Here is a 26,054-nt window from a genome sequence, read left to right on the forward strand (position 1 = left end):
CTTGATGATTTATTGTTCGATTTTTAAGGTCGAGAGCAGTATGTGATGAACATTCTGTATATGCAACTAGGCGGTTCAGAGGAGTGTGGGTTTTTCCGCATGAAATGCTAAAAGTGCTACAGAGAGCGAGTAAAGGGAGTAAGAGAGTAGGAAAACTGTGTCAGCGTTGCATTGATCGGCGTAATAAAAAAATCTGCCAGCAAATGGCTGGCAGATTGGTAATAACGTTTTAGTTATGAACGAGAGTGAGGCCGCTTGGCAGTGCATCACCAAAGACGCGCTTCGATTCGCTCTCAGATAGCTCTTTGACTTCTTCAACCAGCGAGACCCAAGATTCTGGAACCTTACTTTGGTTTAGCTTAGTTAGAACTTGTTCGCGGTAGTCATCAGAAATATCGAATAAACGGTCACCTGTCTTACGACAAATCATCACGGCGGCAAACGCAATCATCGGCTCCTTGAGCCAGTTTTGTTCGAGCAATTTAGGCAGCCACTGTTCAGCTTGTTCACGAGGAATCACACTATGCTGGCTACCGTACAAAGGTGTTCGTGACGCTAGGCGGCCCAACGCCCACCAATGAGCTTGTTCAAATTGATTGTAGTTGATGGCTTTGCTTAAGAACCAGCTGGCTAACAGCACCTTATCTTCCACTTCAAGATGCTCAAGTGATGCAGAAAGTCTAACCATCGACTCGTAACCCATATCTTGTGCCGCTTTGGCTGACTGAGGATTCTTCATCGCACCGGGGTGTAAGTATTTGGCAATATCAGCCAACAGTGTTTCTTGTTGCTCCTGACTTAACCCGCCCGCGATGCGACGCCAGAACACCCACCAGTCTGTCCAGCCTTGGTGGTTTTTGAACTGAATACCTTGTTGGTAAAGACCCCACACTTGTTCGATTCGCCAAGAGTCGGTGGCATCGCCAAAGCCAGGTCGCAGTGAGAACCCAGCCAAGCGAAGCCAGTTTTTTTCATGAGCTTCTGAGCGGCGACGGCGTTTACGGCCTTGTGCAAAAGCATCGAACAGGTGACGTAAGGTCGTGAAATCCCAGTCGTCTCGTTTACCTAGCTTTCTTTCTAAGTCTTTTGCGAGTGTCTTGATTTCTTTTGCGTCGGCGCTTTTCTTGTTGCCGCTGTAGAGGCGGGAGATGAGCTCTTTAGATTCTGTCAGGCGTGGGTGCAGTTGCTCTTGCTCTGTTTCGTCCGCTTTTTGATTGCGAACTTCGAATTCCAGCTCCCAGCGTTTGTTGTCATTTTCAACGCTGACACATTCCATTTTTAGCGTGCCAACTTCAGTTAGCTGGCAGGCCAGTTGTACTTCAACACGTTCTTTCTGGTTAGCTTGAAGATCAGTCCCTTCACTTTCCAGAGTTGAAATATAGGGAGGAAGAGGCGAGAAGATATCTGGGTCCACTTCGACCATCACACCGTTTTGAATTTCGGTGTTGTGAGTCAGAGTGTCGTGGGTTGACGTCAGCAGGTTAAAGCGAACTGGCTCACCCAGTGTTAAGGAGAATCGACGTCCACTTAAGCGAATCTCATGCCCTTCGTCCGTGCCTTTCGCCAGAAGGCAAAGTGCTTTGCCCATCTTATTTTTTTCCTGTAAATGCAGGAAGTAAGAACGTGCGGCACCGCCACCAATCTTGAGCTGAGCGCCACGGCGAGCCTTACCAAATGCGACGGCACCAAGAGCGACTGACCAATCAGGATGTGGGTTATCGAGTACTGTCACGGGAGCGCCGCGCCAGTTGCCAAGTAGGGTTGTGACTCGCTCGGTAACCAGCTCGCTATTAAATACACCACCGTTTAGTAGCAGGCCGACCGGAACGGCAGGCGTTGATGTGTCTTCCTGTCCCAGTGCGGAATAAGAGACTTGTTGATGCTGATTAAGAAACTCTGCTACGTGCTTACTGACCGCTGGATCTGCAACATACGGTAATCCAAACTCGACCATCGCGCTGCGGCGTTTGTCTGGCACTTCACTGAAATCAGAAAGTGGGAAAAAACCATCCAGAGCAATTTGATGTACTTCTTGCTTGCTGAGGCCAATACTCTTTGTCCCGCCAAGTAGCTTAGACCCACTGCCCAGCATGGTGATTTTTACTTCGTCAGGCGCGCTCACTGACAGCAAATCTTCTTTTGCTTTACGAGTTTGTTGAATCAGTTTAGTTAGGCTTGCTGCGGTGAGCTTCTTACTTTGATTGAAGCGGCTTTCCGCGAGGTGTGCTAATGCTAAGTCGAGGTTATCACCACCAAGCATTAGGTGTTCGCCAACACCAATTCGAGCCAATGCTAACTCATCGTTGTGATACTTTGCTTCTATCAAACTTAAGTCGGTGGTACCGCCACCGACATCGCAGACAAGAATTAGCGGCAACTCTTTGAGCTCGTCGGCAGCCGTTTGCTGGTGTCGTGCATACCAGTCGTAACACACCGCTTGTGGCTCTTCGAGTAGGACGATTTTCTTCAAACCCGCCAGTTCAGCGGCTTCCAGAGTGAGCTTACGCGCCGTCTCATCAAACGAAGCAGGAACAGTTACGACGACGTCTTGATCTTCTAGCTTGTTGCTTGGGTGACGATAGTTCCACGCCTGGCGAATGTGGTTGAGGTAACTTGCGCTGGCAATGACAGGCGAGACTTTGTCAACGTCTTGTGCTCCAGCCCAAGGAAGGATATCTGAGCTACGATCTACCGCTTGGTGCGATAGCCAGCTTTTGGCACTGGAAACTTGTCGGCCTTCTACCTTCGCGCCTAATTCACGCGCCCATTCACCGACGATGACATTACTAATATCGCCAGAAACGGGTTCGTTTTCCCAAGGAAGTGTCAGGTCAGAAGGAGAGATTTGACCAACGGCTGGGTGGTAGCGGAAAGAGGGCAGCAGTGGCTTACGAACCACTTCACCCGGACCAATCAATTGGTCGATATCAAACAGGGATACTTCGGATTGTTCAAGGTTGTCGGTGATTTCACAGTATGCGACCACAGTGTTTGTGGTGCCAAGGTCAATACCAACAAGAAAACGAGGAGATGCCATACAAACCTTCGTGTATTTAAAAACGGCACCCGATTGGATGCCGTTTGATTTTTATTTATTCTTCTTCGTTTGAGTCGTTTTTCGCGTCTTCGCGTACATCAAACTCAACATGCCATTTTTGACCGTTATCTGCAGCAATGGCTTCTAAGTAAAGTGTACCAAGCTCTGTCACGCGAGAGGCTAGGGTGACTGGCACTACTTCACCTTCACGGCGACCTTCAGAGACAGGTAGAGTAACTTGAATCTCTGGTAGCTCTTCCAGCTCATCAGGGCCCCAGTGGTCAAGGTGTGTACCTGCGTCGTCTTCACGACGAACTGTCGAACCAAAGAACTGGAAGTTTACTGGTTGGCCGATGACGAGACCGAATTCCTGACTTGGTACTTCAACCGCAGAGCCTTCTTCCATACCAAATGGTGCTACACATAGAGCTTCCATTGGTGGGGCCATGCCCGGAATCGCTGGCATAGCACTCTCGATGCCAACATAGTAGCTCGATGCAATTCCGCCGCGAATTCGCACGCCTTGGCCGCGACGTACGGAGCCATAGTAAGAAGCGCCACTTGCAACAGCCAGATCCAAATCCACGCCAGTTAAACGTTGAGCCATCTCAGCATCAGCGTCGATCAACCACTCATTGATGGTTTCTTCAAGGCGATTCGCCAGCAGGTCTGATTTTAAAACGCCACCATTGAACAAAATGGCTGTTGGCTTGATAAAGTCAGCTGAAGGTGCTTCAGCGCCGCCCATACCTGGCATTCCAGCAAATGGATTGAACTCGGTTGAAGCGCTTTCTCCACCTTGAGCATTAGCCTGCTTTGAAAGGAAAGCCGCGATGTGTCGTGTAATCCCTGCATCTTGCGCATACGGGAGACCCATTTGAGTCAGGGCGCCGCGATTACGCTGAACTGGATGCTCAGTAACGGCAACTTTCGGGAAGAAACCGTCCACTAGTGTTTGCTGAACTTCTTCTTGCGTCAGTTCCGTCTTCAAGGTTGCGCCAAGCAGTTTAGAGCCACGACTTGGTACTACGATAGGCACTGACTGAAGCTCGCTGTCGTTCAATAGTGCTTCTTTAGCGTCACGACAGGCGTGCGTCATCGCTTGAACTTGCCATGGTTGTAGCTCTTTACCATCTTGCGCTAGCTTCATCTTCAAGCGGTACGCAAGGGCAAGGTCCATGTTGTCACCGCCGAGTAGGATGTGTTCACCTACCGCGATACGGTTTAGCGTCAAGTTGCCTTCATCTTCGGTGACTTCAACCAGAGAAAGGTCAGTGGTACCACCACCGATATCGACAACCAGCACGATGTCGCCAACTTCGACTTCATCACGCCATTTGTCATTGCTGTTGTCGATCCAGTTGTATAGAGCCGCCTGAGGTTCTTCTAACAGTGTCAAGTGAGTTAAGCCAACATTGCGTGCTGCTTCAGCGGTTAAATCACGAGCCGCCGGATCAAATGATGCAGGCACGGTAATCGTCACATCTTGCTCTGCAAGCGGGTCGTTAGGATGAGTGTGGTTCCATGCATCTTTGAGATGCTCAAGGTACAGCTCCGTTGCGCGAAGCGGAGAGACTTTCTCTACTTCTTCCGGGCTGCCAGCAGGAAGGAACGCTTCACGTCGGTTGACACCAGCGTGACAAAGCCAAGATTTTGCACTTGCTACAAGGCGAATCGGCGTTTTTGAACCAAGGTTACGAGCGATTGCACCCACTAGGGCTTTAGGCTCAGATGACCAAGGCAATACACGAGCTGAAGGGTTCATCTCGTGCTCGTGTGGTTGATACAGGAACGAGCCTAGCTGGTTGCGAGTTTCTACGGTGCCCGGTGCGGTCAGCTGAGAAATCGACATGACTTCAACACGCGCGTCTTCGCTCGATGTATCCACATAAGACAGTACGCAGTGAGTAGTACCTAAGTCGATACCCACGCTAAACTTTGGCGTTTCAGCCTGCATGGTGTTCAGGTTTTCCATTACAGCTCAACCTCAGCAGGAGCAATAACAGAAGCATCGTAGTTTTCAGCCAGTTTTGGAAGGTTCATTTCGCGTGCTTTCCAGCCTTTATGAACCAGAGTGCCGCTGAATGGCGCACTGCCTGTCACGTTACCCGTTAAGCGAACCTGTTGTGGGTTAAAGCCTTCTTCAATAGTAACGCGCGTTTCTTCATCTTCATTACGGATGTGTTCAAGCGTCACGTAGTCGTTCAGTACTTTCTGGCCGCCAGAGTGAATAACACGCGCTGCAGCGCCGACATCTTCGTCTGAGAACGATGTCAGGTCTTCTTTCAGGAAGTCAATCAGGCGAGCTTCCTGCTGCATGATAGATAGTAGCTGCATGGCAGAGTCGGTAGAAGCTGTAGCAAGTTTTGATTCCACTTCCACGACTTTCTCAATCACTTTTTCAACTTCGACCACTTTTTCTACTTCAACGATCTTTTCGACAGGCTTTTCAACTTCGACGATTTTCTCAACTGGTTTCTCAACCACTTTTTCGACGACTTTAGATTTGCGCGAAACCGCAATCAGAAGTAAAAGGACGCTTGAAGCCGTCAGGCCAGCGTGCAGCATATCGAACGTTTGAGGGATCATTTGTAAATCGAACGTCATGACATTTCTCTTAATTGATGGAAGAAATAGGAGTCACACTTTGACTGCTATTGTCGTAATTATTGGGTTAAATTGGGGCAAATATTATCACATTCAAGTCTACAGGCCTTCAGAAAAGAGGCGGTAACAGGCCTGATTGATTTGTTTTTAGTCATTTTTAGTCACACTATAGGTAAGTTGACCAAAATGACTGGGCAGTTCGACAGAAGATTGCAGAAGATCTGCTCAATCAATTCGGTGGCATTCGAGTTTTGACCTCAACTGAGGTAGAATTCGGCGCTTTATCAGAATACTAAACATAGGCGAGCAATGAACCATAACCGTATAGTTTGTTTCGATCTGGAAATGTGCTGTTGGAATGAAAACGGTGTCGGTACTACGGGTGAAATCATCGAAGTCGGGCTGGCAGAAATCGATCTTGTGAAAGGCGAGATCGTTAAGCGTGCTCAGTACTATGTCAAACCCGAACAGGATGAAGTCTCGCTGTTTTGTTCGCAGCTCACCGGCATTACGCCACGCAAAATTGAAAAGCAGGGCCGCCCGCTTGAAGAAGTATTGAAGTCGATGATCAAGAACTTTGGCGGCGCGAATAAGATCTACGCATCGTGGGGTCGTGATGATCGTATTTTGGCGCAAGAATGCCAAGACAAAGGCATTGAGATGCCGTTTAAAGAATTCATCAACTTAGCCACTTTGTATCGCGTTCAACACCGCCTCAAAGATAAACGCATTGGTCACAAAGCTGCTCAGGAAGCGCAAAATATTGAGTGGGTAGGGCGGCAGCATTCCGGGTATGTGGACGCGTATAACCTCGCCAAATTAGCATTGACGATGCTGTGATAAAAGAGAGATGTAAAAAGGGAGCTTAGGCTCCCTTTTTGGGTTTTAGAGGCCTAAAAAGTAATATAAAGAGAGGTAAAAACCGCAATATCTCTTTGATTATTATAAATTAATTTTTAATTCATATTAAAAATGCCGCGTCTTCCTTACCTCGCTATGACTCCTTGTTAGTATCTCGACTGTTCGTTGACCAGAACAACAATTCAATGAGGAAAAAAATGGAATTCAATTTTAGAGCCTTTCTGATGGCAGCATTAGTGAGCGTGCCAATACAGGTTAATGCCGCTTCCTATGGAGTCTCAATTGCTTGGAAAACCGAAGACTCACAGGCAATTTTCGATAATATGCCTTCACAAAAAAAAGCGTTTGCGAATTTGATTGATGCCGGATACATCAAAGATATGTTCGTGTCTTCCAGTCAGGTTGGAGGGCAAGACTTTCCAATCATCCGCTTTGTGATGGAGGCTGATAGTGAGCAACAGGTTCGAGATCGCGTTGGCAATTTGCCTTTCTACCGACAAGAGTTAGTTGAGATAGAAGAGATTCGCGATCTGGGCAGTAAATGGCTCGACAGTGTCCCTGCTTTCGAAAATTACTCAGTAGAGTTGGAATGGAAAGAACCATCTGACGTGTTGCTCGTCGATAAAGTGTTGGCGTCAGATTTACAGAAAGTGGTCGAGTGGACTAACCAAGGCAAGGTGACGTCGGCATATTTGAAGAACGAAGGGGTGGCGGGCAGCGAGTTCGTCCGGCCTCTTTACTCAATTGCGGTACTGGCAAAAAGCGAACAGGATGCAAAGATCATTGCGGAGCAACTGGACGCAGTGAGAACGGGGTTAGCAGGAGTGTCTGTGACTAAGCTCGGTTTTAAGCTGGAACTGTAATGTTCCGAGAGAGTAAGTAGTAAGGCTTATTTGATTCGGATTTGGCTCCTTAAATCAAAGGCTACGCTTTATCACAAAGCGTAGCCTTTTCTTTTCATAGCCTGAATTAGAACGGAGAGCGGCTATTAACGATAGTGAACTGCTGATAGAGTTCTGCCACTTCTACGGGGTTGAACGCCTCGGTATACGTTAACTCACTCAGACGATGTGTGATGTTTTGCAATTCGTGAGAGCGCTGCTGTGCTCGCAGTTGATAACGTTCGAATGCCGCAGGAATATCGTAGAAGTTGGAAGCCAAGCTTTGCGCGAGGATAAACGCATTCTCAATGCCAAGGCTAAAACCAATTCCCATGGTTGGCAGTACCGCGCAGCAGGCATCACCCAGCAGTACCGTATTATCACGAGACCATTGCTCAAAGGGGGCAACGTCGACCAAAGGAGAGGGCAGGATCTGCTCTTCTGGGGTCTGCTCGATCATTTCCAGTAGGTATGGAGAGTAGTGGCTAAATTTATCGAGAATCTTGGCTTTGTCGAGTGTTTCGCCCGGCTCAACTTTACAAGCGGCGAACCAGTACTTGCCATGCGTTTCACGATCATAGGTGTAGGTCACGATGCGTGACTGCATACCCGCAAACACATAACACTCGTCGTCGCTAATTGCAGGGTTATGGTAATCAACCATGCCTCGGCAGCAGTAAACACCTGGTTGACGTAGGTTAACTTCTGGCGCAACAAACTTTCTCACCTGAGAGAAGACACCATCTACACCCACAATTACATCTGCAATCAACGGCTCACCATTGATCATAATGGTATCGTTTTCGACCGTACAATGTTGGCCAGTGCGAATGTTTTCTTCACCGTAGGTATCAAGCAGCAGTTGGTAGAGATCGCGGCGATGGAACAGGCCGACATCGGCGTTCACTTTGCTTCCTGCCTGACGCATTGAAAGCTGGTTCAGGATATCGGAGTTAAAGGTCGCTGTGGTGATAATATCGACAGTGTTGCCTAGTGTTTTGATCTTGGCCGCATCCGTTAACGCCGCGAGGACCTGCATTCCCTCGGGCCACATAATGATACCTGTGCCGTCGATCCGAGGTTTATCTGACTTTTCATAGATCGTAGCTTCGATGCCGAACGAGCGAAGCGATAACGCCAGCGCCAGACCGTTAAGTCCGGCCCCTACGATCGCTACTTTGAGAGACGCTTTGTTCATTTACTTTCACCATGTATTGTTAGTATTTTCCGTACGGTAACAGTAAGTTAGGCAACTGAATACATAAAAAGTAAACTTTTTGCTTAAAGATCGCAGATTCCCTTTTGAGGCGTGCTAACCGATACAATGGTTCAATTAATGGCGAATGATTATTGCCCGTCTTGCCCTTCAACTATCTGCAATTTGGCGCGAATAAATTCACTATGATCGACATACAATAGTTCTGCGGTTTTGCGAATGACGGCATCTTCCAGTGGGTCAATCTCGCCGTCGGCATGGGCAACTTCCCACATTGCTTTGATCAAATCGAAGCGTGTTTCCTGACTGAGTTCTCTCAACTGAGATGTAAACTCATAAAGGGAGGCAGATTCTTTACTTTTTACTTCTGCACGGTCGAGTAGCGCTATGGCTTCTTCGTTGCTTAGATCCAGCAATCTTGTCAGAAGTTGAAGTTTGGCTTCGGTCTCTGTCTGATTGATTTGATGATCCGCCCCCGCGACTTCGCACAGTAAACAAGCGATGGCGAGATTTGGATCGGTACCTGCGTGGTTTCCCAGATCCTGACCATCGATGAGTTGTTTAAATAGGGTCGTGATTGAATTCAACATGTGATGCGCCTCAAAATTTGTTCCTATTTCTATAGATAGTGATTATATGAGGCGAGCACAAGTGTCTTTACAAAAAGATTACTTTTCTTTTATCGGTGGGAAATCAATTTCCTTGCCGTCACCCGTCAATATCGAAATGCGTAGCGGCTTTCCGTGGTCGTCAAGTTTCAACTCGCCAATGGCACTGGTGTTGACCAAACGGCGAACGCCCTCGGTGTTAGGGTCGCGCTTTTTGATTTTTAATCTCTTTCGCTTGGTCAGAAAGTTCAGTAGCGAGCGAGGTGAGTAGAGTAGCCTGTCCATATGATCACACACCGCCAATAGCGGCTCTGGGAACTGGTTTTTAAATCCACTGGAAGTGATTTGGTAAATATTAGGGCTAGAGCGTCGAAAGCGCAGCTTAATGTCGTAAGCGAAAGAGTAGTGCACGTCGCCGGACAAGATAACAAAGTTGGTTGGTGTTTTGGTGTGGGTGAAAATACTCAGTAGCGTATTAGCGCTCCCTGGATGGGCCATCCAGTTCTCTGCGTCTATTACCAGTGGCTGGCCAAGGGTCGTCATGCCTTTTTGCAGCGCTTCAATGAATTTCACACCGAACATAGGCGCGGCAGAAACAACGATCACCTTGTCCTGATGCATCAGCTCTTGTTGAAACTCAATCAGAGCTTCCCAATCCATCAGGCCAGATGGTTTGTTCATTCGAGATTCGGAGCGCCATCTTCGAGTTCGAGTATCCAACACCACAACCTTAGGGGAGGTGTGGATAGTAAAGTGCCACCTTTCGAAGCTATAAAGATAACGAATGAAGTCATCTTGGTGTTGTTCTGTGGGGCTTTTTAAATATTTGAGAGCGACAGACAAAAACTCATCATTGAAGTTATCTGGCTCATTCCCCCAGCCTTGGCATAACCAGTAAGCGATTAACCCATTACCAATAATCCGGTTAGAGAACGGGTTGCTGTACGCCGCTTTTTCCCATCCCACCGTCAGATTCCAGTCATCTGTGACATCATGGTCATCAAAAATCATATAAGTCGGCACGTGAGCAAACAGCCTATGGACCTGAGGTAAGCCTTGAATGAAATCTTCCAGTATGTGCTTTTCTTCACGCCATTGCTGCTGCCATTTAGGCGACAGTGCTTTGCCATTGTTAGTGAATGTTTTGTCGAGCAAACGTGTCAGATTGAGGCATGGCCAAAGTGTCGGTGACCACACCAAAAGGTACATGGCGAAAAACTCAGCGAAGGTGATCAGATGGTTTTCATTCTCACGCGAGCTGAAGATCGGCACATGCCGTTTAGGGAAAAATTTGGTTAGTAAGGAGCCATCATCCACATAATGGGGCAGTATTTTATCCCGCCCGTAAAAGCAGTCTGGGTGCGCGTACAAAGCTTCTGCGGAATCAATCGGCGCGTCACTGAACGATTCAGAAGGTAAGCCAAGCATGTCGATGGTTTGCAGGATGACATCCAACATCGGCCCCGCAACATGATCGGCATAGATCTGGTCGCCACTCATGACCAACATGTCTGGTCGCTCGTCCAGTGATTGAGCGGCTAGTTTAGTGTCGATGCTGACTAACGCATCTTTGCTTGGGTGGTGTGGATTGCGACAGGAACCGTGCAGGACATAATCCGCTTTGGTTGAAATCTTAAACGTGAGTTTTTCTTCATCCTTGTACAGCAAATGTGGATTTAGCTCACTAAGCGGGCCTAGCTGAGTCTCAAATTCGTAACTGAGCGCGACATCGGTTGGAAAATGATGTTTGAAATGCGCCAAGGTGACAAAACAGTGAGTACCGACTTGAATTTGATGGCAGTGACTGAGGTTTTCCTGAAATACCACCCCATGATCAGGTTCATGATGAAGGACAAATTGGCCTTCAAGAGGGCGACTGGTGACCAGCCAGAAGACAAGCTCTTCTGCGGTGGATTTTCTTAATATCGGGCCGGCTAATAGGAAGGGTAATTCAGGCGTCGGTTTCATTGGTTCTCTGTTGGATCCTTAGGTACTTCAGGGTCTTCCATAATTTCGATGATCTCGGAGCTCGACATCTCATGACCCATAAGAAAGAGGGCCAGCATAGCATCTGCTTTGGTTTTTGTATCGGAGCTTTCGTCAAGAATTTGTTCGAATCGTTTACGAATCATGTCAACTTCATGCTCGACAAAACCGCGTCCTTCCTCTTCACCTTGAGCTTCTTCCGGTGCGTTATCAAACTCCAAAAACAGCATCTCATCGTCTAGGTGTGTATTGACCAGCCGTTCGGGCAGCCATTCTTCACCCGTGACAATGTTAGGGTTTTGGCCTTCAGGAAGGGAGTCGAGTAGTTTCTTTAAATCTGATGCTTTCACAATTATTGGATTTAGGCGAACATATACTCTTATATTAACGGTGAATTGAGCTTAAAGATAAGTATTAACTTTATCGATTGATGAGAATTTGAGTCGTTCAGTCAGTTTTGGACAAAAAATGATTAATATAAATAGACAGTTGGCACTGACGATGTTGGCCGCGAGTGCCATCAGTTTTTCTGCAACAGCCGAAGAAGAAACCAGCATCAGTGAACAGGATTGGGGTATTGCGGCTGTCTATCGTATGGCGTCTATCCCTTTTTACACGGGTAACAATGACCAGACGGTTGGTACGTTTGTACCGATGATGTATTTCGAGAACGAGCACGTGTTTGTCGAAGGCTTGCAGGGTGGAGCTTATCTTTATAAGCCAGAGGATGAAGCTTTTCAGTTAAGTGCATTGATGCGGCTGCGATTTGTTGATATTCCTTCATCAGAGCAAAACTCGAACGGAGGAGACGCCGTCGATTTTGGTGGCCAGCTACGCTATTTCCTCGATGACGATTGGTATCTTGATGCTGAATTGATGACGGATGATGAGTTTCGTTTTCACAGCAACTTGAGTATCTCAGGCGAGTTTGAATATGGGGACTGGGAACTTAAGCCACATGCGCGCCTGCGTTATAAAGACGCCGACTTCAATAGCCAGTATTACACCTTCTCAGATATCACCAAAGAAAAGGTCGGTGGTGGTGTGGATCTGAATGTGGGAATAGATGCACGTTATCATGTTTATTCCAATCTTTATTTGCTCGGTTCCACCAGCGTAACTCGCTTGGATAACAATGCGTATCACTCCAGTACAGTTGAAGACCGTTATCAGGGTGAGTTTTACATTGGTTTTGGTTTCTTCAACGACAAGTCAAAAGCGCCTAAGTCTGAGCTCAAGAACAAACGCTATTTCCGAATTGCGCACGGTTGGGCAACGCCGTCTAACATCGGCGATATCATGAAGCTCAATACAGAGAAAGACCCTTACAACAACCAGATGACCTCTTTCTTCTATGGACATCCACTGACAGATGAACTGTTTGGTGTACCGTTGGACATCTATTTTACGCCTGGTATTGTTCATCACTGGTCTTCAGATGTGCAATCTGCCAGTACTGAGTATATTGCGGCGATTAAGGCTTACTATACCTTTAATTGGCCAACTCAGTGGCGATTTGGCGTCGCCGAGGGTATGTCGTTCATTGATAGCATTACCTACATTGAGCAGACTGAAATGGACTCCAAGGGGTATAACGCGAGTAATCTATTGAACTATTTAGATTTCTCATTCGACATAAATGTGGGTGATCTGATCAATAATCGAGATTTGGACAATATGTGGGTAGGGTACTCGCTCCATCACCGCAGCGCGATATTTGAGCAAGCTTCTCAGTATGGCCGGATTAAAGGTGGCAGTAACTACAACACAATTTACGTTCAGTTCGATTTTTAACCGAAAGATAGGTAAAGCCGTTAGCGATGATTCGCTAACGGCTTTTTGCGTTTTAGAAGTGGAATTCAGCGCTCAATGCATAGCTGTTCTCAACCACTTTTGCTTCGTACTGTGTGTATTCAAGAGCAATACGTGCAGGGCCCAATTTTACACCGGCACCGACACCGTAATAGATGTCGTCGCTGTCTTTGATGTTGTTTTGGAAGTGACCCACACCTAAACGGCCGTAAATATCGAAAATAGTGATAGGTAGAGTCAACTTAGCGCTTGCAAGCCAAGCATTTGAGTAGATGTGCTCTAAGTCTTTGTTGGTATCAACAAAGTCAGCGTAACCCGCTTCCACAGAAAGCAGTGAGTTAATCGCGTAGCCTGCGTAAAGGTTGTAACCACTGTTTGTGTCGCCTAGATCCAGATCGTCGTTTTTAACTTGGTAATCTGAGTACAAAAAGCTCGCACCGATGTAAGGGTTTGCCATAACTTGACCGGCAAAAAGAAGCGCTGTGATAGGGAGGATGACGGTTTTCAATTTCATGATTAACTTTCTCTTAAATGTATCTAAATAAAGGTTTATTGGTGTAATTAGCTGAAGTTGTAAGGAAGCTCATTCCTTTCCAGACGATCCATGTTTAGCTGGAACTTCAGTTCTTCCAGCTGCTTGCGTTTATCAACGCTGATTGTATTGCGCTTTCTTCTGCGCCCCCTTGGCTGCAATGCCACAATACAGTCGAGTACATCTTGTGTTTCGTCGTTGAACATAAAATGCCTTTTTCGTAGTCAGACAGACGTTATAACTAAGGTCACGAGATGAACGTTCGTGACCTCATTTGGACGAGGCATAGAATGGAACAAGGCAGGGTATTAGACATAACAAGGCGATAAGCTTGTTATAAATCACGCTAAACTTAAATATATAAATTTCATAAAATACAGCGCATTAGCACCAAGTCTGGGGTTGATAACTAAATCTGTTGGCAGTTTTGGGCTTTGATTACAGCAAAATCAGGCTTGGCTCTGACGGAAAATTTGCTTTGCGCATTGAGACATTTGCCATAGCGACTGTGATACAATCCGCGACAGTTTTATGTAGTGAAAAGAATAGGTAACGCTTTGACTTCGTCACAGCCAGAAAAAAATCCCGCTTCTGAAGACAAAGGGCAGGCTAATAACGCCGCCTCTCTTCGCAAGGCATTGAATCAGTGCATGCTCAAAGACAGATTTCGTCTGAGCAAGCGCATTTCAGGCGCGAGTAAAATAAAGAAAGAAGCGTCTCGCCATGCGGTGTTTGACGAAATTGCATTGGATATCGCCAAATCCATGATGGATGTAGAGCAAAGAGCCAGCTATAAGCCCACCATTGAATATCCAGAAATACTGCCTGTTAGTCAGAAAAGAGATGACATTGCAGAGGCGATAGAAAACAACCAAGTGGTTATCGTTGCCGGTGAAACAGGCTCTGGTAAAACCACTCAGTTGCCAAAGATTTGTGCTGAACTTGGACGCGGTCAGTATGGCTTGATTGGTCATACTCAGCCAAGACGTCTTGCAGCTCGTTCGGTGGCGAATCGTATCGCTGAAGAAATGGAAACCAAGCTGGGTGAGTTTGTAGGTTATAAGGTTCGATTTAACGATCAGATCTCAGACAATACCCAAATCAAACTGATGACTGACGGTATCTTGCTGGCTGAAATTCAGCACGATCGCTTCTTAAATCAGTACGACACCATCATTATCGATGAGGCGCACGAGCGTAGTCTCAACATCGATTTTATTCTCGGCTATCTCAAAGAGCTTTTGCCGCGTCGCCCGGATCTGAAAGTGATCATCACCTCAGCGACCATTGACCCTGAGCGATTCTCGAAACACTTTAGCGACGCGCCTATCATTGAAGTGTCTGGCCGTACTTATCCGGTAGAAACACGTTACCGTCCGCTACGTGGTGACGATGACGTCGATCGCGATCAGTTAGAAGGTATTTTTGACGCAGTTGATGAGCTGTGTGATGAAGGATTGGGTGACATCCTGATCTTCATGAACGGTGAACGAGAAATTCGTGATACTGCTGACGCGCTAACAAAGCGCAATCTTAAAAGCACTGAAATTGTCCCCTTGTATGCGCGCCTTTCAGCGGGTGAACAGAACAAAATTTTCCAACCTCATGCAGGACGTCGAATCGTATTGGCGACCAACGTTGCTGAAACGTCTCTGACAGTACCGGGCATCAAGTATGTCATCGACCCGGGTACGGCGCGTATCAGTCGCTACAGCTATCGAACCAAGGTACAACGTCTGCCGATTGAACCTGTCTCTCAGGCGAGTGCGAATCAGCGTAAAGGTCGTTGTGGTCGTGTTGAGGAAGGCATCTGTATTCGTTTGTATTCGGAAGATGATTTTGAATCTCGCCCAGAATTTACGGATCCAGAAATTCTTCGCACCAACCTAGCCTCAGTTATTCTGCAGATGACAGCGCTGGGTTTAGGTGACATTCAAGCGTTCCCGTTCGTTGAAGCACCTGATAAGCGCAATATTCAAGATGGTGTGCGACTTCTGGAAGAGCTGGGTGCCATTAATGAAAATGCGAGAGATCCTAAAAAGCGTCTGACCTCGATTGGTCGCCAGTTAGCCCGTTTGCCGATTGACCCTCGTTTGGCTCGTATGGTTCTTGAAGCGCCAAAATATGGTGCATTGAAAGAAGTAATGGTTATTGCTTCAGCGCTGTCGATTCAGGATCCAAGAGAAAGGCCGAGCGACAAACAGCAATCGTCGGATGATAAACACAAGCGCTTCTTCCATGAAGAATCGGATTTCCTGACGTTTGTTAATTTATGGGATTACGTTCAGAAGCAGCAGAAGGCATTGACCGGGAACCAGTTCCGCAAACAATGTAAGCAAGATTACCTAAACTACTTGCGAGTGCGTGAGTGGCAGGATGTCTATTTCCAGATTCACCAGTCTATGCGTGAAATGGATTTCAAGCTCAATGATGAACCTGCTAGTTATCAAGGTACTCACAGCGCGATTTTGGTCGGGTTGCTCTCCCATGTTGGTATGAAAGACCAAGAGAAAAATGAGTACCAAGGTGCGCGTAACGCGAGATTCCATATTTTCCCTGGATCAGGTTTGTTTAAGAAACAGCCGAAATGGATTGTGTCAGCCGAGCTGGTGGAAACCTCGAAGCTATGGGGGCGCATTATTGCCAAGATACAACCTGAGTGGATTGAACCGCTGGCGAAGCACCTCATCAAGCGTAGTTACAGTGAACCACACTGGTCGAAAAAGCGTGCAGCTGTTATGGCGCACGAAAAAGTGATGCTATATGGCATCCCGATTGTGCCTAAGCGTCTGGTGAATTATGGCAGTATTGACGCGACGGTGAGCCGAGAAATCTTTATCCGCAGCGCCCTTGTTGAAGGTGAATGGGATACCAAGCACGCATTCTTCAAACAGAATCGTAAGCTGCTACAAGAAGTGGAAGAGCTGGAGCACAAGTCCCGTCGTCGTGACATTTTGGTCGATGATGATGAGTTGGCGGACTTTTATGATCAACGAGTCGGGACAGAAGTAGTCTCAGGCCGCCATTTTGACACTTGGTGGAAGAAAGCGTCTAAAGAGAACAGCGAGCTGCTGAACTTTGAAAAAGAGATGCTGTTTAAGGGTGACGCGAGCCACGTTACCGATCTGGATTACCCTAACTTCTGGCACCAAAATGGCCTCAAGCTCAAACTGAGTTACCAGTTTGAACCGGGTGAAGACAATGACGGTGTGACCGTTCATTTACCTCTGCCTATATTGAATCAGGTTGAACAAGCGGGGTTTGACTGGCAAATTCCGGGATTGCGCCATGAATTGGTCGTAAGCCTGATCAAGTCGTTGCCTAAGACGATTCGTAAGAACTTCGTACCTGCGCCGAACTACGCTGATGCGTTTTTAGCTCGTGCCACGCCAATGGAAGCCCCTTTACTTGATGCTCTGGAAAAAGAGCTACGTCGTATGACGGGCGTGGAAGTGTTGCGTGACGATTGGAACATGGACCAGGTTCAGGATCACCTTAAGGTGACATTCCGCGCAGTAGACCATAGAAACCGGAAGCTGAAAGAAAATCGCGATCTTCATGAGCTAAAAGAAAGCCTGAAAGACAAGGTTCAGGAAACCCTGTCAAAAGTTGCAGATGACGATATCGAGCAGCAAGGTCTTCATACTTGGAGCTTTGGTGAGCTGCCGAAAGTGTATCAACAGAAACGTGGTGGTTACGATGTTAAAGCGTATCCAGCGATTGTAGATAGCAAAGACAGTGTTGAAATAAAGCTCTACGAGACAGAGCAAGAGCAGGTTTCAGCGATGAGAGCGGGTCAGCGTCGTCTGATTTTGCTTAACGTACCATCTCCGATTAAATATCTGCACAGCAATTTGCCAAACAAGTCTAAGTTGGGTCTTTACTTTAACCCTTATGGAAAAGTACTCGATCTGATTGATGACTGTATCGCATGTGGTGTCGACAAGTTGATTGAAGAGAAGGGCGGCCTAGTTTGGCAGCCTGAGCAGTTCGAGCAGCTTAAAGAACACGTTCGAGCTGAGCTCGGTGATACTGTTGTCGAGATTGCGAAACAAGTTGAGACAATTTTGACGACCGCGTTCAGTATTAATAAGAAGCTAAAGGGTAAGATAGACTTCACAATGGCTTTTGCTTTGTCAGATATCAAAGCTCAGATTGAAGGACTGATCTTCAAAGGATTTGCAACGGAGTGTGGCTGGAAACGTCTTCCAGATATATTGCGTTACATGAAAGCGATTGAGCGTCGTATGGAAAAATTGCCGATCGATCCTAACAAGGACCGTCTGCATATGCTGAAGATTGAATCAGTAGCCAACGACTACAAAGAATTGCTCAACAAAATTCCTAAAGGAATGGCGGTACCAGACAACGTCAAAGAAGTACGTTGGATGCTTGAGGAACTGCGCGTCAGCTATTTTGCTCAGCAGTTAGGTACGCCGTATCCGGTATCGGACAAACGCGTGAAGAACGCGATTGACGATTGTTAGGTATATAAATTGCATAAAAATTTAAACATAACAAAATTTTGACTGAGATTGGCAGAGGATTGCCGCGGCAGCTTCTGCTAAGGGAAAATAAAGAAGGTTAATATGAAAAAGACACTACTCGCACTAGCATTATTGGGTGCATCAGCAACAGCATCAGCAGACTCATGGATCTACGGCAGTGCAAGTGTAGGTCAAGCAGACTTAGGTGGTGAGTCGACAACGTCTTACAACGTTCATGTCGGTACTGGTATTTTGCCTCTAATCGGCCTTGAAGCAGGTTACCAAAATTTAGGCGATTACGACCGTGTTGATTACGCTGGTATTAAAACTAACCTAACTGGTTCATCAATTTACTTTGCAGCCAAACCAAGTCTTGATTTTGGTCCACTGCATATTTACGCGAAAGGCGGCCTGCATTCATACGATCTTAAAGCTGATGGTGGCTTCAAAGAAGATGAGATCGACGTAATGTACGGTGTGGGTGCGGAATACTTTGTAATGGGCCCAATTTCTTTAGGTGCGAGCTACAGCGTATTCAACATGAAAGAAGACGATGTGAAAAACTTCTCGCTAAACGCGACCTTCCACTTCTTGTAATAGACACATCACGAAAAAGCCCGGCTATGTTACTAGCCGGGCTTTTTATTACCTGAAATCAGCGCTTAAGCTTGCTGCTTATGTAGTTCAGCTTCTTTCGCTTCTTCTTCAATCAGTGAATCAACAATCACAACACAAGCAGCGTCACCTGTGATGTTCAATGCAGTACGGATCATGTCGAAGATACGATCAAGAGCGAACAGTAGAGGTAAGCCCTCGATAGGGATACCTGCTGCCAGAAGAACGGCAACAAGGATGAAGGACTAGCAGCGCCCCAAAAATGATTGATGTAGTTCCACCTTTAGAAAGTGATGATTTAAGACAAGATTAGATAATTTATTTGAAGTACAGCAAGCGGTCAAAAGTGAACCAAACAAATGGGCTGAAATAGCGGAATCGGCATACCTTCCGGTTGGAACCCGGGCAATATTGTAATCGCTTATCTAGCGCAAACAATATGCGTACTTTTTCGATGAATCCCATTCTTAAATAAAGCTTTCATCTTGGTCGAGATATTTCAAGTAAGGAAGTGTTGCCCTAGAGTTAATGTTAGGCTTTGAAATTTATTAAGGGCATTGATTAGTAGAAATTTATATTATGCCGAGAGTCAAGCATCCATGTAAATAAATGAAATCTCAATTGCATAATTGTAATGCCAATGTGCAACTATCACCATTGCAATCTATTTCATTTGTATCGATTTGATAGGTGAGGTTTTATATCAATTTTGATAATAACTGGGTGATATAAATGAATAAAACACAGTATGGTCGGGTGCCACTAAATAGCCTTTTGTTAAAGCGATTAAGAAAAAAATGGATTGAGCCAAGAGAAATTAGCTGACAAGTGTAGAGAGCGTCGGCTAGCCGTATCGATTGGTTCAATAAAACGAGCGGAAGCTGGAAAGAACATTTTATATAGAACGGTTTCAAGCTTAGCTTGTTTTTTTAATGTGACGGTAGGAGAACTGCTTGATGACGTATCGCCTTCGCTTTTGGAATACACTGTTCAGAATTATCCTGAAGGGTTCCCTTGTGTCGGCCGTACCCATGAGCTGAGCCAACTTAGGTTTGTGCACCATTTAGCTGCAGAGCGAGGACAAAGTGCGTGTGTGTATGGAATGCAAGGGGTGGGGAAAACAAATTTAATCTCTCACTTTTTACGTAGCATTAATGTCGATAAAAAATGCAATTTATATATAAGTGTAACGAACGAATCTCAGCTCTTTGAGCAGTTGATTCGTGCGGTTTTGCACCTGCCACAAGAATTGGATAGCGACGTTATTCGATCAAACCTCAAAAAAGTCGTTAAGAGCCCTATAGTTTACTTTCATATGCTACGGCTGATGGGGTTGTATTTAAGTAGAGCAGAAACCGCCGCATTAGATGGACTATCAGACTACAGACGTAACGAAGTTGATGTACTGGTTTTAATGGTTCTTATTCAGCGCTTGAAGGAAACAGGAACTTCAATATTGGTCATTGACGGGCTACAGAGTCTTGGATCTCGTCAGGCCTTTGTCGTCCAGCTTTTAATAGAGCACACACAAAACCTCCCTATATTTATCGTTTTGGGAGTGACGTGCTCCTTACAATTTTCAACAGCCCCCTATCAATTACCAGGAACACACTTAATTCCGCTAACATTGTTAGATCACTCGAACCTAGTCGCCTTGGCAGATTCGATATTACTTAGTCAACCGAAAAAGGTTGCATCTCCTTCACACAAATCGATAGCGATTTCTCGTTCAGAAGGTAACCCTCGAATACTAAAAGCCCTACTTACATCCCAATGCTCCAATGAAACAGTGCCATTCGAATTGATTGAGTGGGTTCAAAGAATGATGGAGCTTCTCGATACGGTTGAAACCAAACTTCTCTACTTTTTAGTTGCTATTGGTTTAACCATCGAATTGGATGAGATTGAACAGTACTTAATGAGCTGTGAGGTAACCGGAATTCGGCAACTACACAAATTAGTGTCTGTTGGTTTTCTTTATCCACTCACCGATTCCTATAAGTTCCAACATAAAATTATATGGGAAGCACTCCAGACACACGTAACTAAAGAGAGGCAAGGTGAGTTCAATAGTCTCAGTCAGGTGTCGTAACTGATCCGAATGTGATCCGTTTTTAATCGTTCCACTTCGTTAATTTTTTCTTAGAGACGTAATGTAGTTGGTTTATTTAACGCCCAGGCAGAATAAACACGTATTGCTTCTCCAGTAACGAATACAGTGATGGAGAAATAACTATGAATGGAATGAAAGTAAAAACAGAAGAATACCAACCTCTCAATAGCTTATGGGTTGGTGATAGCGCATTTATACAGTTGACTAATCAGCGCATAGCATCAATGGCAGCAAGTCAAATACCAGTCCTTATACTTGGACAGAGTGGTACGGGAAAACGAATTGCTGCCAAAGCATTACACGAAAGTAGTGAGAGAAGATCTGCTCCATTTGTTTGTGTATGTTGTAAGTTATTAAATGATGAAAACCTCACCGACAAGTTAGACGAACAGATTAAACAAGCACAAGGGGGCAGTGTCTACATTGCCAATGTTGACGCGTTAAACAACGACAACGCCCGTGTATTAAAAGCTGTATGGCAGCGCTTTGATAGCTTAAATACCAATGTGCGTCTTATAGCGAGTACAACAGAATTACCTTTTTTAGAACAGGATAACGGAGGAAGAGAAAGTGACAGGAACGATAACTTATTACTGAGGTGGTTGCATTACCATTGTTTAAATATTCGATTGCCCACGCTGGCTGAAAGAGAGCAAGATATAGAAGCCTTGGTGCAATACTATCAACAATCTGATCCTCAAATTGAGCGCTTGTCTATTCAGGAGAGTGCATGGCAGGTTTTAAATAACTACGCCTGGCCAGGTAACGTAAAACAGTTAAAGCGATGTCTAGATAAATTAGCGATACAAGCTGAATCAACCATTATTAATCGTGAGGTATTACTCAACTGTTTTCCGACTATGGTTAACGATGAGCCGACAAGCGAAACTTCAACTATTGTTACTACCATAAATGGAAGAGCGCGTAAGCCTTATTTAAAAATTGATAATCAAGCCCGTATCAACGCGCAGGCACCACTTTTGACTGACAGTTCATTTAACGTAAATGAAAATACCAACGAAACTCAGCTTGAAGGGAGCCCCAAAAGCCACCCTGGCCTAAACAAAGCGATAAGCCACCTTTACCATAACTTCAAAACACCGCTAACAATGGAAGAGTTGGCAGGGCATGCCTGTATGAGCCCTTCGCACTTGTCATATCTGTTCAAAGTGTATTTAGGCATGTCGTTCAAGCAAGTGCTGCTTCGATTGCGAATAGTTAAGGCGATGGAAATTCTTTCAGAAAACCCCAATAGGCACGTAACCCAAGTATGTGACGACGTCGGATTTTCAGACCTTAGCTTTTTTGTGCGCAAGTTCAAAGCCACTGTAGGCGTGAGTCCCGGAGTCTACCGAGATCAGTTTCAGCATGACCAATCTAGCCCAGAGCTTTTAGCATTGGTGGACGATCTCTCGCATCCATTACTGCATACAGAAACGCGTTTAATCCCATAAAAATAGATTCTACCAATGGTTGAATGCTTGCTACCAAACGGAGCATAAGCTTGACCAATTTTATTTGTCATCGGGCGATTAACCTATTCATATCGTTTGAAATTACAGCGGCATTCAATTTCAAACGCGCAGTAAACACAGTGAAGATTGAACAAACAAAGCGAGGCAAACAATATGGCTTTTCCGACAGCGGTTAACGACCAAATCACAGACTCAGTCACACAGGCGAATGTGAAGGTATTAGGTGATGCACCAGCAATGTCGATGGGTAACCTTTTTCAGGCGACATCACAGGCATTAGGTAATGCGGCACACAATGCCACACTAGCTCAGCAACAATCTGGTATCACGTCGCAAGCGGCGACAACGATGGGTGTAACAACGCTCTACTCGATCGATACCGCCAGCACCGCAATGGGAACAAAAGCAATTCTTACTCCCCGTAAGAAACCCGTTGCCGGGCTAGGTTCTTAAACATCGTTCATTAGCGAACTAACAGCAACACCATTGAAAAGGATAGCACTATGGCATTCCCAACCGCAGTAAACGACCAAGTCACAGATTCGGTCACACAAGCAAACGTTAAAGTACTGGGCGACGCACCAGCCATGTCGATGGGCAATCTATTCCAAGCGACTTCACAGGCATTGGGTAACGCAGCTCACAACGCCACTATGGCGCAGCAGCAAGCAGCAATTACCGCACAAGCTGCAACCACAATGGGCGTCACAACCTTGTACTCCATTGATACGGCATCAACAGGCATAGCAACCAAAGACATCCTAGACAGCTTAAAGCAGAGTTAAGGGTAAGGAGATCTTAAATGGCGTTTCCAACAGCAGTTAATAGCCAGATCACCGATTCGGTAACTCAGGCGAATGTCGAAGTACTTGGTACAGCCCCAGCAACAGCAATGGGCAACTTGTTCCAAGCAACTTCACAAGCACTTGCTAATGCGGCACATAACGCAACGGCAGCGCAGCAACAAGCAAACATTACTGCGCAAGCAGTCACGACGGCAGGAGTAAATTTACTTTATACCGTCGACACCGCGTCCTCGGCTGTGGCGACGAAGAAACTATTAGGCGCTTGACGGAGCATCCCTGAAAGGTTCAACGACGCGATAGGCGGACAAACTTGTGGCTAGTCAGCCACATACTTTAAATCGTTAAAAAGGAAGATATTATGGCATTTCCAACGGCAGTAAACAGTCAGATCACAGACTCAATCTCACAAGTAAACACAAAAGTACTGGGTGATGCACCTGCAGTGGCAACAGGTAACTTTATGTTAGCGACAAGCCAAGCTCTATCTAATGCTGCGCACAATGCGACATCTGGCCAGCAAAACAATGGAGTAACAGCTCAAGCTGCTCTGGTTCAAGGCGTTAACACCATGTTTGCTATGGATGTTGCAGCGGCAGCTGTCGGCTCAGAGCGAATCTACCGCTAGGGCGATTCGTAATGGCGATATTGGCAATATACCTGTGCCAATATCGCCAATTAAAGGTGATAGATTGAATTTCTAGAAAGCCTTTCCCCAAGCACTAACCTGGCATGTCGGAAACGTGCCCACATGGGGGAATGAGATGGAAGAAGAGAGCATAGATTCGGCACCCGCATTTGCAATGGCCGTCACCGATGTCGTCATGGCGAACACCATTGGGCTATTGATGGAAAATGCAGTGCATAACGAAGCGCAATGCCAACTGATACAAAACGCAAGTGTCAATCAATGTTGCGCAATGATTCTCGCAGCGGCAGCGGGTAAGCCTCCAGCAGCAGGAAAGCCCTAGGCAGCAGAGTAGTCAAAATAAAGTCAAAAACTAGGAGAAGACAATGAGCTCAGTTAACGATCAAGTCACCGACTCGGTGAGCCAAATACATACCCTTTTAACGGGGGGCGCACCTTCACAGGCAATGGGCATGTTGGACGTAGCAGGAACTGAAACCCTTGGCATGACCATGTTTAATGCCGTGACGGCTCAACAAAACTCGCAAACATCGGCAGGTGCCGCACTTAACGCAAGCTGTGCCCGAATTCTGAAAACAGAAACCGTTGCGCCGCCACCTAAGACGAAAGAAGCGCTTGAACTAGAGCTAAAAACAATGCAACTCGCTGAGGAAAAGCTAAAAAACGAAGTGGAATTTGCATTGATTAAAGAACTAAGAATGTCCAACAAATCGATTACCAAAACCTTGATTGACGAAGCGTTGGTTAAAGCGGTGGAAGAAGTGGCAAAGAACATCGAAGCGAACGAAAAAGCACTACTTGAAAACATCGCAAAAGAGCTGAAAGCCAAGTTCGATAACTTGGTGTAATCAAACGTTAGGCGTTCGGTGCTCAGCATAAATCAACAAGAGCCATCAAATAGGATCCAAACAGGGGAATCACAATGAAAGATGAAAGTGTGAATACTCAAATTGTCGAAACGGTCAAACAGACCCAAGAGGCAACATTAACCGGCAACGTGATTAAAGCATCGGGCGCAGGTAAAGCGCTTCAATCCATATCGCAGTCTTCGGCCATAGCGGTGCAAGATGCCACAGACAACCTAAGAAACATCAACACCATGGCGACAACGGCTATGGGGGTGGCACTGTCTAAAATGCTCGCAACCGGAGAAACCACGCCCTATGCAGAGATTCTGACTCAGGTGAACACCATGGTAGAGCAAAGTACCACCAACTTTGCCAACGTCGGTGAAAAGGCCAGCAAGGTAATTCAAGATTTTTCAGACAGACTCTAGCCAAAGGACAGGAAGTGGGACATGACCATAAAAATCGAAGGGACAGAAATGCAGTCGTTTAGCCAGTTAACGCCACGCAATCAAGAGCTGGTTGGCATGCTTCCGAATGCACTACCCTGGATCAACATCAACATTGCTAACACAACGAATACTTTAGCCTTTGCCAATGAAGATGGGTTTATGGAGCAAATTGGACTAGGGCTGTCGGGTACCTCATATGTGGCGTTGCCTAATATTGACCTGACACTAGACATAAAAAAACTGCTCGATGTCGATGCACAAGACGTGCATACCCTGAGCACAGAAAACAAAGCGCATCAAGCGTCGGCCAGCCAAGTTAGTGACGTACTAAACCGCAACCATTTGGTGACCGACAGTGAGCTCACCAAAGTCGCTTCCTTGTTTGAACACGGTAAGTCGTCGGTGCCTTTTTCTTGGAATAGTGGATTGCAAGACAGCATTAACTGCTACAACAGTTTGATGTACATCGAACGATACATTCCGGCAAAACAGAGCATGAAAACGGAAGCCGCGAATTGGGCATTAACAGGTTCGCGAACACTGACAGGCTTTGGGTTGAACTACGCCGCCTACTTGCATGTCGCGACACATATCGACTCAAAGCACCACACGGTAGAAGACGCGCTCGCTACGCTCAATCAGATCGCCTTGAATAGGCTTGACTGCCCCCTGGTGACATTCGAATTGGATCAAACCAACTTGCAAAATGCGTTTGTTCAGTGGAGTGACGCGGGCAATACCTTGGGCTTTAGCAGTATTGCTTCTGGCGTGCTTAGCATAGTGTTAAACATTGATTGGCGAGCAAAAGGGACATTGGAAGACAAGGCTAATGCCTACATAACTCAGCTACAGGGAGTATTGTGCGAGCAATTGGCAACGGACAGTTATGTGAGCCAAGCGGGCCAGTATCGTCACTACCTGTACTCATTACCGGAACGAGAAATCATCGTCAACGTCGATGAAGTGGGCTGTTTAAGTGTGTATAGCGATTTGCCTATCCCCAAAATAAAAGCAGGCAAAGTGGGCATTGCAGACGAGCACACCACCAAACCGCACACGCTGTCAATCAATTGAG

24 protein-coding genes and 1 pseudogene are annotated in these 26,054 nt (G+C 46.1%); 15 read left to right on the plus strand and 10 right to left on the minus strand.

Translation table 11 applies throughout. The features are described from left to right. Positions 1 to 229: 229 nt before the first annotated feature. Genes IX95_RS17460 through IX95_RS17470 form a run of 3 tightly spaced genes read right to left on the minus strand, consistent with a single transcriptional unit; the run spans position 230 to position 5,644 of the window. Positions 230 to 3,037 carry an Hsp70 family protein gene (locus tag IX95_RS17460; RefSeq protein ID WP_038162385.1) on the minus strand — a complete coding sequence of 936 codons (2,808 nt, stop codon included), beginning with the start codon at positions 3,035 to 3,037 and terminating at the stop codon, positions 230 to 232. A gap of 55 nt (positions 3,038 to 3,092) precedes the next feature. After that, on the minus strand, positions 3,093 to 5,012 hold the full coding sequence (locus IX95_RS17465) for an Hsp70 family protein (protein ID WP_038162388.1): 1,920 nt from the start codon (positions 5,010 to 5,012) through the stop codon (positions 3,093 to 3,095). Further along, the gene (locus IX95_RS17470) at positions 5,012 to 5,644 is read right to left on the minus strand and encodes a DUF2760 domain-containing protein (protein WP_038162391.1); all 633 of its coding nucleotides are present in this window, start codon (positions 5,642 to 5,644) and stop codon (positions 5,012 to 5,014) included. Before IX95_RS17470 ends, IX95_RS17465 begins: the two co-directional genes overlap by 1 nt. Before the next feature lie 309 nt (positions 5,645 to 5,953). Between IX95_RS17470 and IX95_RS17475 the strand changes: the two genes are divergently transcribed. Then, entirely contained in the window at positions 5,954 to 6,484 is a 531-nt protein-coding gene (locus tag IX95_RS17475) for a 3'-5' exonuclease (RefSeq protein ID WP_038162394.1), read from the plus strand. Between the two features lie 218 nt (positions 6,485 to 6,702). Further along, on the plus strand, positions 6,703 to 7,368 hold the full coding sequence (locus IX95_RS17480) for a hypothetical protein (protein ID WP_038162397.1): 666 nt from the start codon (positions 6,703 to 6,705) through the stop codon (positions 7,366 to 7,368). Positions 7,369 to 7,474: 106 nt separating this feature from the next. Here the strand turns inward: IX95_RS17480 and IX95_RS17485 are convergent, their stop codons facing one another. From IX95_RS17485 to IX95_RS17500, 4 genes are all read right to left on the minus strand, one after another. Then, positions 7,475 to 8,584, minus strand: coding sequence for an FAD-dependent monooxygenase (locus tag IX95_RS17485; RefSeq protein WP_038162399.1), 1,110 nt, complete (start codon positions 8,582 to 8,584; stop codon positions 7,475 to 7,477). Between the two features lie 149 nt (positions 8,585 to 8,733). After that, positions 8,734 to 9,192, minus strand: coding sequence for a tellurite resistance TerB family protein (locus tag IX95_RS17490; protein WP_021456630.1), 459 nt, complete (start codon positions 9,190 to 9,192; stop codon positions 8,734 to 8,736). A gap of 78 nt (positions 9,193 to 9,270) precedes the next feature. After that, positions 9,271 to 11,178 (minus strand): hypothetical protein, encoded by a 1,908-nt coding sequence (locus IX95_RS17495; protein WP_038162403.1) that lies wholly within the window; start codon positions 11,176 to 11,178, stop codon positions 9,271 to 9,273. Beyond that, entirely contained in the window at positions 11,175 to 11,546 is a 372-nt protein-coding gene (locus tag IX95_RS17500) for a hypothetical protein (protein ID WP_019275911.1), read from the minus strand. The genes IX95_RS17495 and IX95_RS17500 overlap by 4 nt, the downstream gene beginning before the upstream one ends. 151 nt (positions 11,547 to 11,697) lie before the next feature. On the opposite strand from IX95_RS17500, the gene IX95_RS17505 reads away from it, so the two are divergent. Then, positions 11,698 to 12,990 (plus strand): MipA/OmpV family protein, encoded by a 1,293-nt coding sequence (locus IX95_RS17505; RefSeq protein WP_171354691.1) that lies wholly within the window; start codon positions 11,698 to 11,700, stop codon positions 12,988 to 12,990. 52 nt (positions 12,991 to 13,042) lie between these two features. On the opposite strand, the gene IX95_RS17510 is transcribed toward IX95_RS17505, so the two are convergent. After that, on the minus strand, positions 13,043 to 13,522 hold the full coding sequence (locus tag IX95_RS17510; RefSeq protein WP_038162408.1) for a porin: 480 nt from the start codon (positions 13,520 to 13,522) through the stop codon (positions 13,043 to 13,045). A 47-nt stretch (positions 13,523 to 13,569) separates the two neighbouring features. Beyond that, positions 13,570 to 13,746 carry a hypothetical protein gene (locus tag IX95_RS26545; protein ID WP_006958948.1) on the minus strand — a complete coding sequence of 59 codons (177 nt, stop codon included), beginning with the start codon at positions 13,744 to 13,746 and terminating at the stop codon, positions 13,570 to 13,572. 351 nt (positions 13,747 to 14,097) lie between these two features. Between IX95_RS26545 and hrpA the strand changes: the two genes are divergently transcribed. After that, a complete protein-coding gene (hrpA, locus tag IX95_RS17515) occupies positions 14,098 to 18,027 on the plus strand; it encodes an ATP-dependent RNA helicase HrpA (protein WP_038162410.1) in 3,930 nt (1,309 codons plus the stop codon). A gap of 102 nt (positions 18,028 to 18,129) precedes the next feature. Continuing rightward, a complete protein-coding gene (locus tag IX95_RS17520) occupies positions 18,130 to 18,624 on the plus strand; it encodes an outer membrane beta-barrel protein (RefSeq protein WP_038162414.1) in 495 nt (164 codons plus the stop codon). 65 nt (positions 18,625 to 18,689) lie between these two features. Here IX95_RS17520 and IX95_RS25950 read toward each other — a convergent pair. Further along, positions 18,690 to 18,887: pseudogene (locus tag IX95_RS25950) on the minus strand (cation:dicarboxylate symporter family transporter); the annotation flags it as partial. Between the two features lie 557 nt (positions 18,888 to 19,444). Here IX95_RS25950 and IX95_RS26685 point away from each other — a divergent pair. From IX95_RS26685 to IX95_RS17570, 10 genes are all read left to right on the plus strand, one after another. Then, positions 19,445 to 20,734, plus strand: coding sequence for an ATP-binding protein (locus IX95_RS26685; RefSeq protein WP_200876942.1), 1,290 nt, complete (start codon positions 19,445 to 19,447; stop codon positions 20,732 to 20,734). Between the two features lie 143 nt (positions 20,735 to 20,877). Beyond that, positions 20,878 to 22,209 (plus strand): helix-turn-helix domain-containing protein, encoded by a 1,332-nt coding sequence (locus IX95_RS17530; RefSeq protein WP_038162416.1) that lies wholly within the window; start codon positions 20,878 to 20,880, stop codon positions 22,207 to 22,209. Positions 22,210 to 22,383: 174 nt separating this feature from the next. Beyond that, the gene (locus IX95_RS17535) at positions 22,384 to 22,683 is read left to right on the plus strand and encodes a RebB family R body protein (protein ID WP_038162418.1); all 300 of its coding nucleotides are present in this window, start codon (positions 22,384 to 22,386) and stop codon (positions 22,681 to 22,683) included. A gap of 50 nt (positions 22,684 to 22,733) precedes the next feature. Next, positions 22,734 to 23,015 (plus strand): RebB family R body protein, encoded by a 282-nt coding sequence (locus tag IX95_RS17540; RefSeq protein WP_038162420.1) that lies wholly within the window; start codon positions 22,734 to 22,736, stop codon positions 23,013 to 23,015. A gap of 17 nt (positions 23,016 to 23,032) precedes the next feature. Next, the gene (locus IX95_RS17545; RefSeq protein WP_038162421.1) at positions 23,033 to 23,302 is read left to right on the plus strand and encodes a RebB family R body protein; all 270 of its coding nucleotides are present in this window, start codon (positions 23,033 to 23,035) and stop codon (positions 23,300 to 23,302) included. 92 nt (positions 23,303 to 23,394) lie between these two features. Beyond that, complete coding sequence (locus tag IX95_RS17550; RefSeq protein WP_038162424.1) at positions 23,395 to 23,661, plus strand: RebB family R body protein; 267 nt, start codon at positions 23,395 to 23,397, stop codon at positions 23,659 to 23,661. A 136-nt stretch (positions 23,662 to 23,797) separates the two neighbouring features. Continuing rightward, entirely contained in the window at positions 23,798 to 24,004 is a 207-nt protein-coding gene (locus tag IX95_RS17555; RefSeq protein ID WP_038162427.1) for a RebB family R body protein, read from the plus strand. Between the two features lie 43 nt (positions 24,005 to 24,047). After that, the gene (locus IX95_RS17560; protein ID WP_038162429.1) at positions 24,048 to 24,530 is read left to right on the plus strand and encodes a RebB family R body protein; all 483 of its coding nucleotides are present in this window, start codon (positions 24,048 to 24,050) and stop codon (positions 24,528 to 24,530) included. Positions 24,531 to 24,604: 74 nt separating this feature from the next. Beyond that, a complete protein-coding gene (locus IX95_RS17565) occupies positions 24,605 to 24,958 on the plus strand; it encodes a hypothetical protein (RefSeq protein ID WP_038162432.1) in 354 nt (117 codons plus the stop codon). Between the two features lie 21 nt (positions 24,959 to 24,979). Beyond that, positions 24,980 to 26,053, plus strand: coding sequence for a hypothetical protein (locus tag IX95_RS17570; RefSeq protein WP_038162434.1), 1,074 nt, complete (start codon positions 24,980 to 24,982; stop codon positions 26,051 to 26,053). Position 26,054 lies beyond the last annotated feature (1 nt).

The organism is Vibrio sp. B183, from assembly GCF_000740665.1.
Taxonomy (GTDB): domain Bacteria; phylum Pseudomonadota; class Gammaproteobacteria; order Enterobacterales; family Vibrionaceae; genus Vibrio; species Vibrio coralliilyticus.

What these genes read in the sequence shown, in the direction of transcription:
- IX95_RS17520 (WP_038162414.1), top strand. Translation starts at nt 18,130, where the DNA reads ATGAAAAAGACACTACTCGCACTAGCATTATTGGGTGCATCAGCAACA.
- IX95_RS17545 (WP_038162421.1), top strand. Translation starts at nt 23,033, where the DNA reads ATGGCGTTTCCAACAGCAGTTAATAGCCAGATCACCGATTCGGTAACT.
- IX95_RS17490 (WP_021456630.1), bottom strand. Translation starts at nt 9,192, where the DNA reads ATGTTGAATTCAATCACGACCCTATTTAAACAACTCATCGATGGTCAG.
- IX95_RS17475 (WP_038162394.1), top strand. Translation starts at nt 5,954, where the DNA reads ATGAACCATAACCGTATAGTTTGTTTCGATCTGGAAATGTGCTGTTGG.
- IX95_RS17565 (WP_038162432.1), top strand. Translation starts at nt 24,605, where the DNA reads ATGAAAGATGAAAGTGTGAATACTCAAATTGTCGAAACGGTCAAACAG.
- IX95_RS17470 (WP_038162391.1), bottom strand. Translation starts at nt 5,644, where the DNA reads ATGACGTTCGATTTACAAATGATCCCTCAAACGTTCGATATGCTGCAC.
- IX95_RS17485 (WP_038162399.1), bottom strand. Translation starts at nt 8,584, where the DNA reads ATGAACAAAGCGTCTCTCAAAGTAGCGATCGTAGGGGCCGGACTTAAC.
- IX95_RS17510 (WP_038162408.1), bottom strand. Translation starts at nt 13,522, where the DNA reads ATGAAATTGAAAACCGTCATCCTCCCTATCACAGCGCTTCTTTTTGCC.
- IX95_RS17535 (WP_038162418.1), top strand. Translation starts at nt 22,384, where the DNA reads ATGGCTTTTCCGACAGCGGTTAACGACCAAATCACAGACTCAGTCACA.
- IX95_RS17480 (WP_038162397.1), top strand. Translation starts at nt 6,703, where the DNA reads ATGGAATTCAATTTTAGAGCCTTTCTGATGGCAGCATTAGTGAGCGTG.
- IX95_RS17465 (WP_038162388.1), bottom strand. Translation starts at nt 5,012, where the DNA reads ATGGAAAACCTGAACACCATGCAGGCTGAAACGCCAAAGTTTAGCGTG.
- IX95_RS26545 (WP_006958948.1), bottom strand. Translation starts at nt 13,746, where the DNA reads ATGTTCAACGACGAAACACAAGATGTACTCGACTGTATTGTGGCATTG.
- IX95_RS17495 (WP_038162403.1), bottom strand. Translation starts at nt 11,178, where the DNA reads ATGAAACCGACGCCTGAATTACCCTTCCTATTAGCCGGCCCGATATTA.
- IX95_RS17550 (WP_038162424.1), top strand. Translation starts at nt 23,395, where the DNA reads ATGGCATTTCCAACGGCAGTAAACAGTCAGATCACAGACTCAATCTCA.
- IX95_RS17505 (WP_171354691.1), top strand. Translation starts at nt 11,698, where the DNA reads ATGTTGGCCGCGAGTGCCATCAGTTTTTCTGCAACAGCCGAAGAAGAA.
- IX95_RS17570 (WP_038162434.1), top strand. Translation starts at nt 24,980, where the DNA reads ATGACCATAAAAATCGAAGGGACAGAAATGCAGTCGTTTAGCCAGTTA.
- IX95_RS17460 (WP_038162385.1), bottom strand. Translation starts at nt 3,037, where the DNA reads ATGGCATCTCCTCGTTTTCTTGTTGGTATTGACCTTGGCACCACAAAC.
- IX95_RS17555 (WP_038162427.1), top strand. Translation starts at nt 23,798, where the DNA reads ATGGAAGAAGAGAGCATAGATTCGGCACCCGCATTTGCAATGGCCGTC.
- IX95_RS17540 (WP_038162420.1), top strand. Translation starts at nt 22,734, where the DNA reads ATGGCATTCCCAACCGCAGTAAACGACCAAGTCACAGATTCGGTCACA.
- IX95_RS17530 (WP_038162416.1), top strand. Translation starts at nt 20,878, where the DNA reads ATGAATGGAATGAAAGTAAAAACAGAAGAATACCAACCTCTCAATAGC.
- IX95_RS17560 (WP_038162429.1), top strand. Translation starts at nt 24,048, where the DNA reads ATGAGCTCAGTTAACGATCAAGTCACCGACTCGGTGAGCCAAATACAT.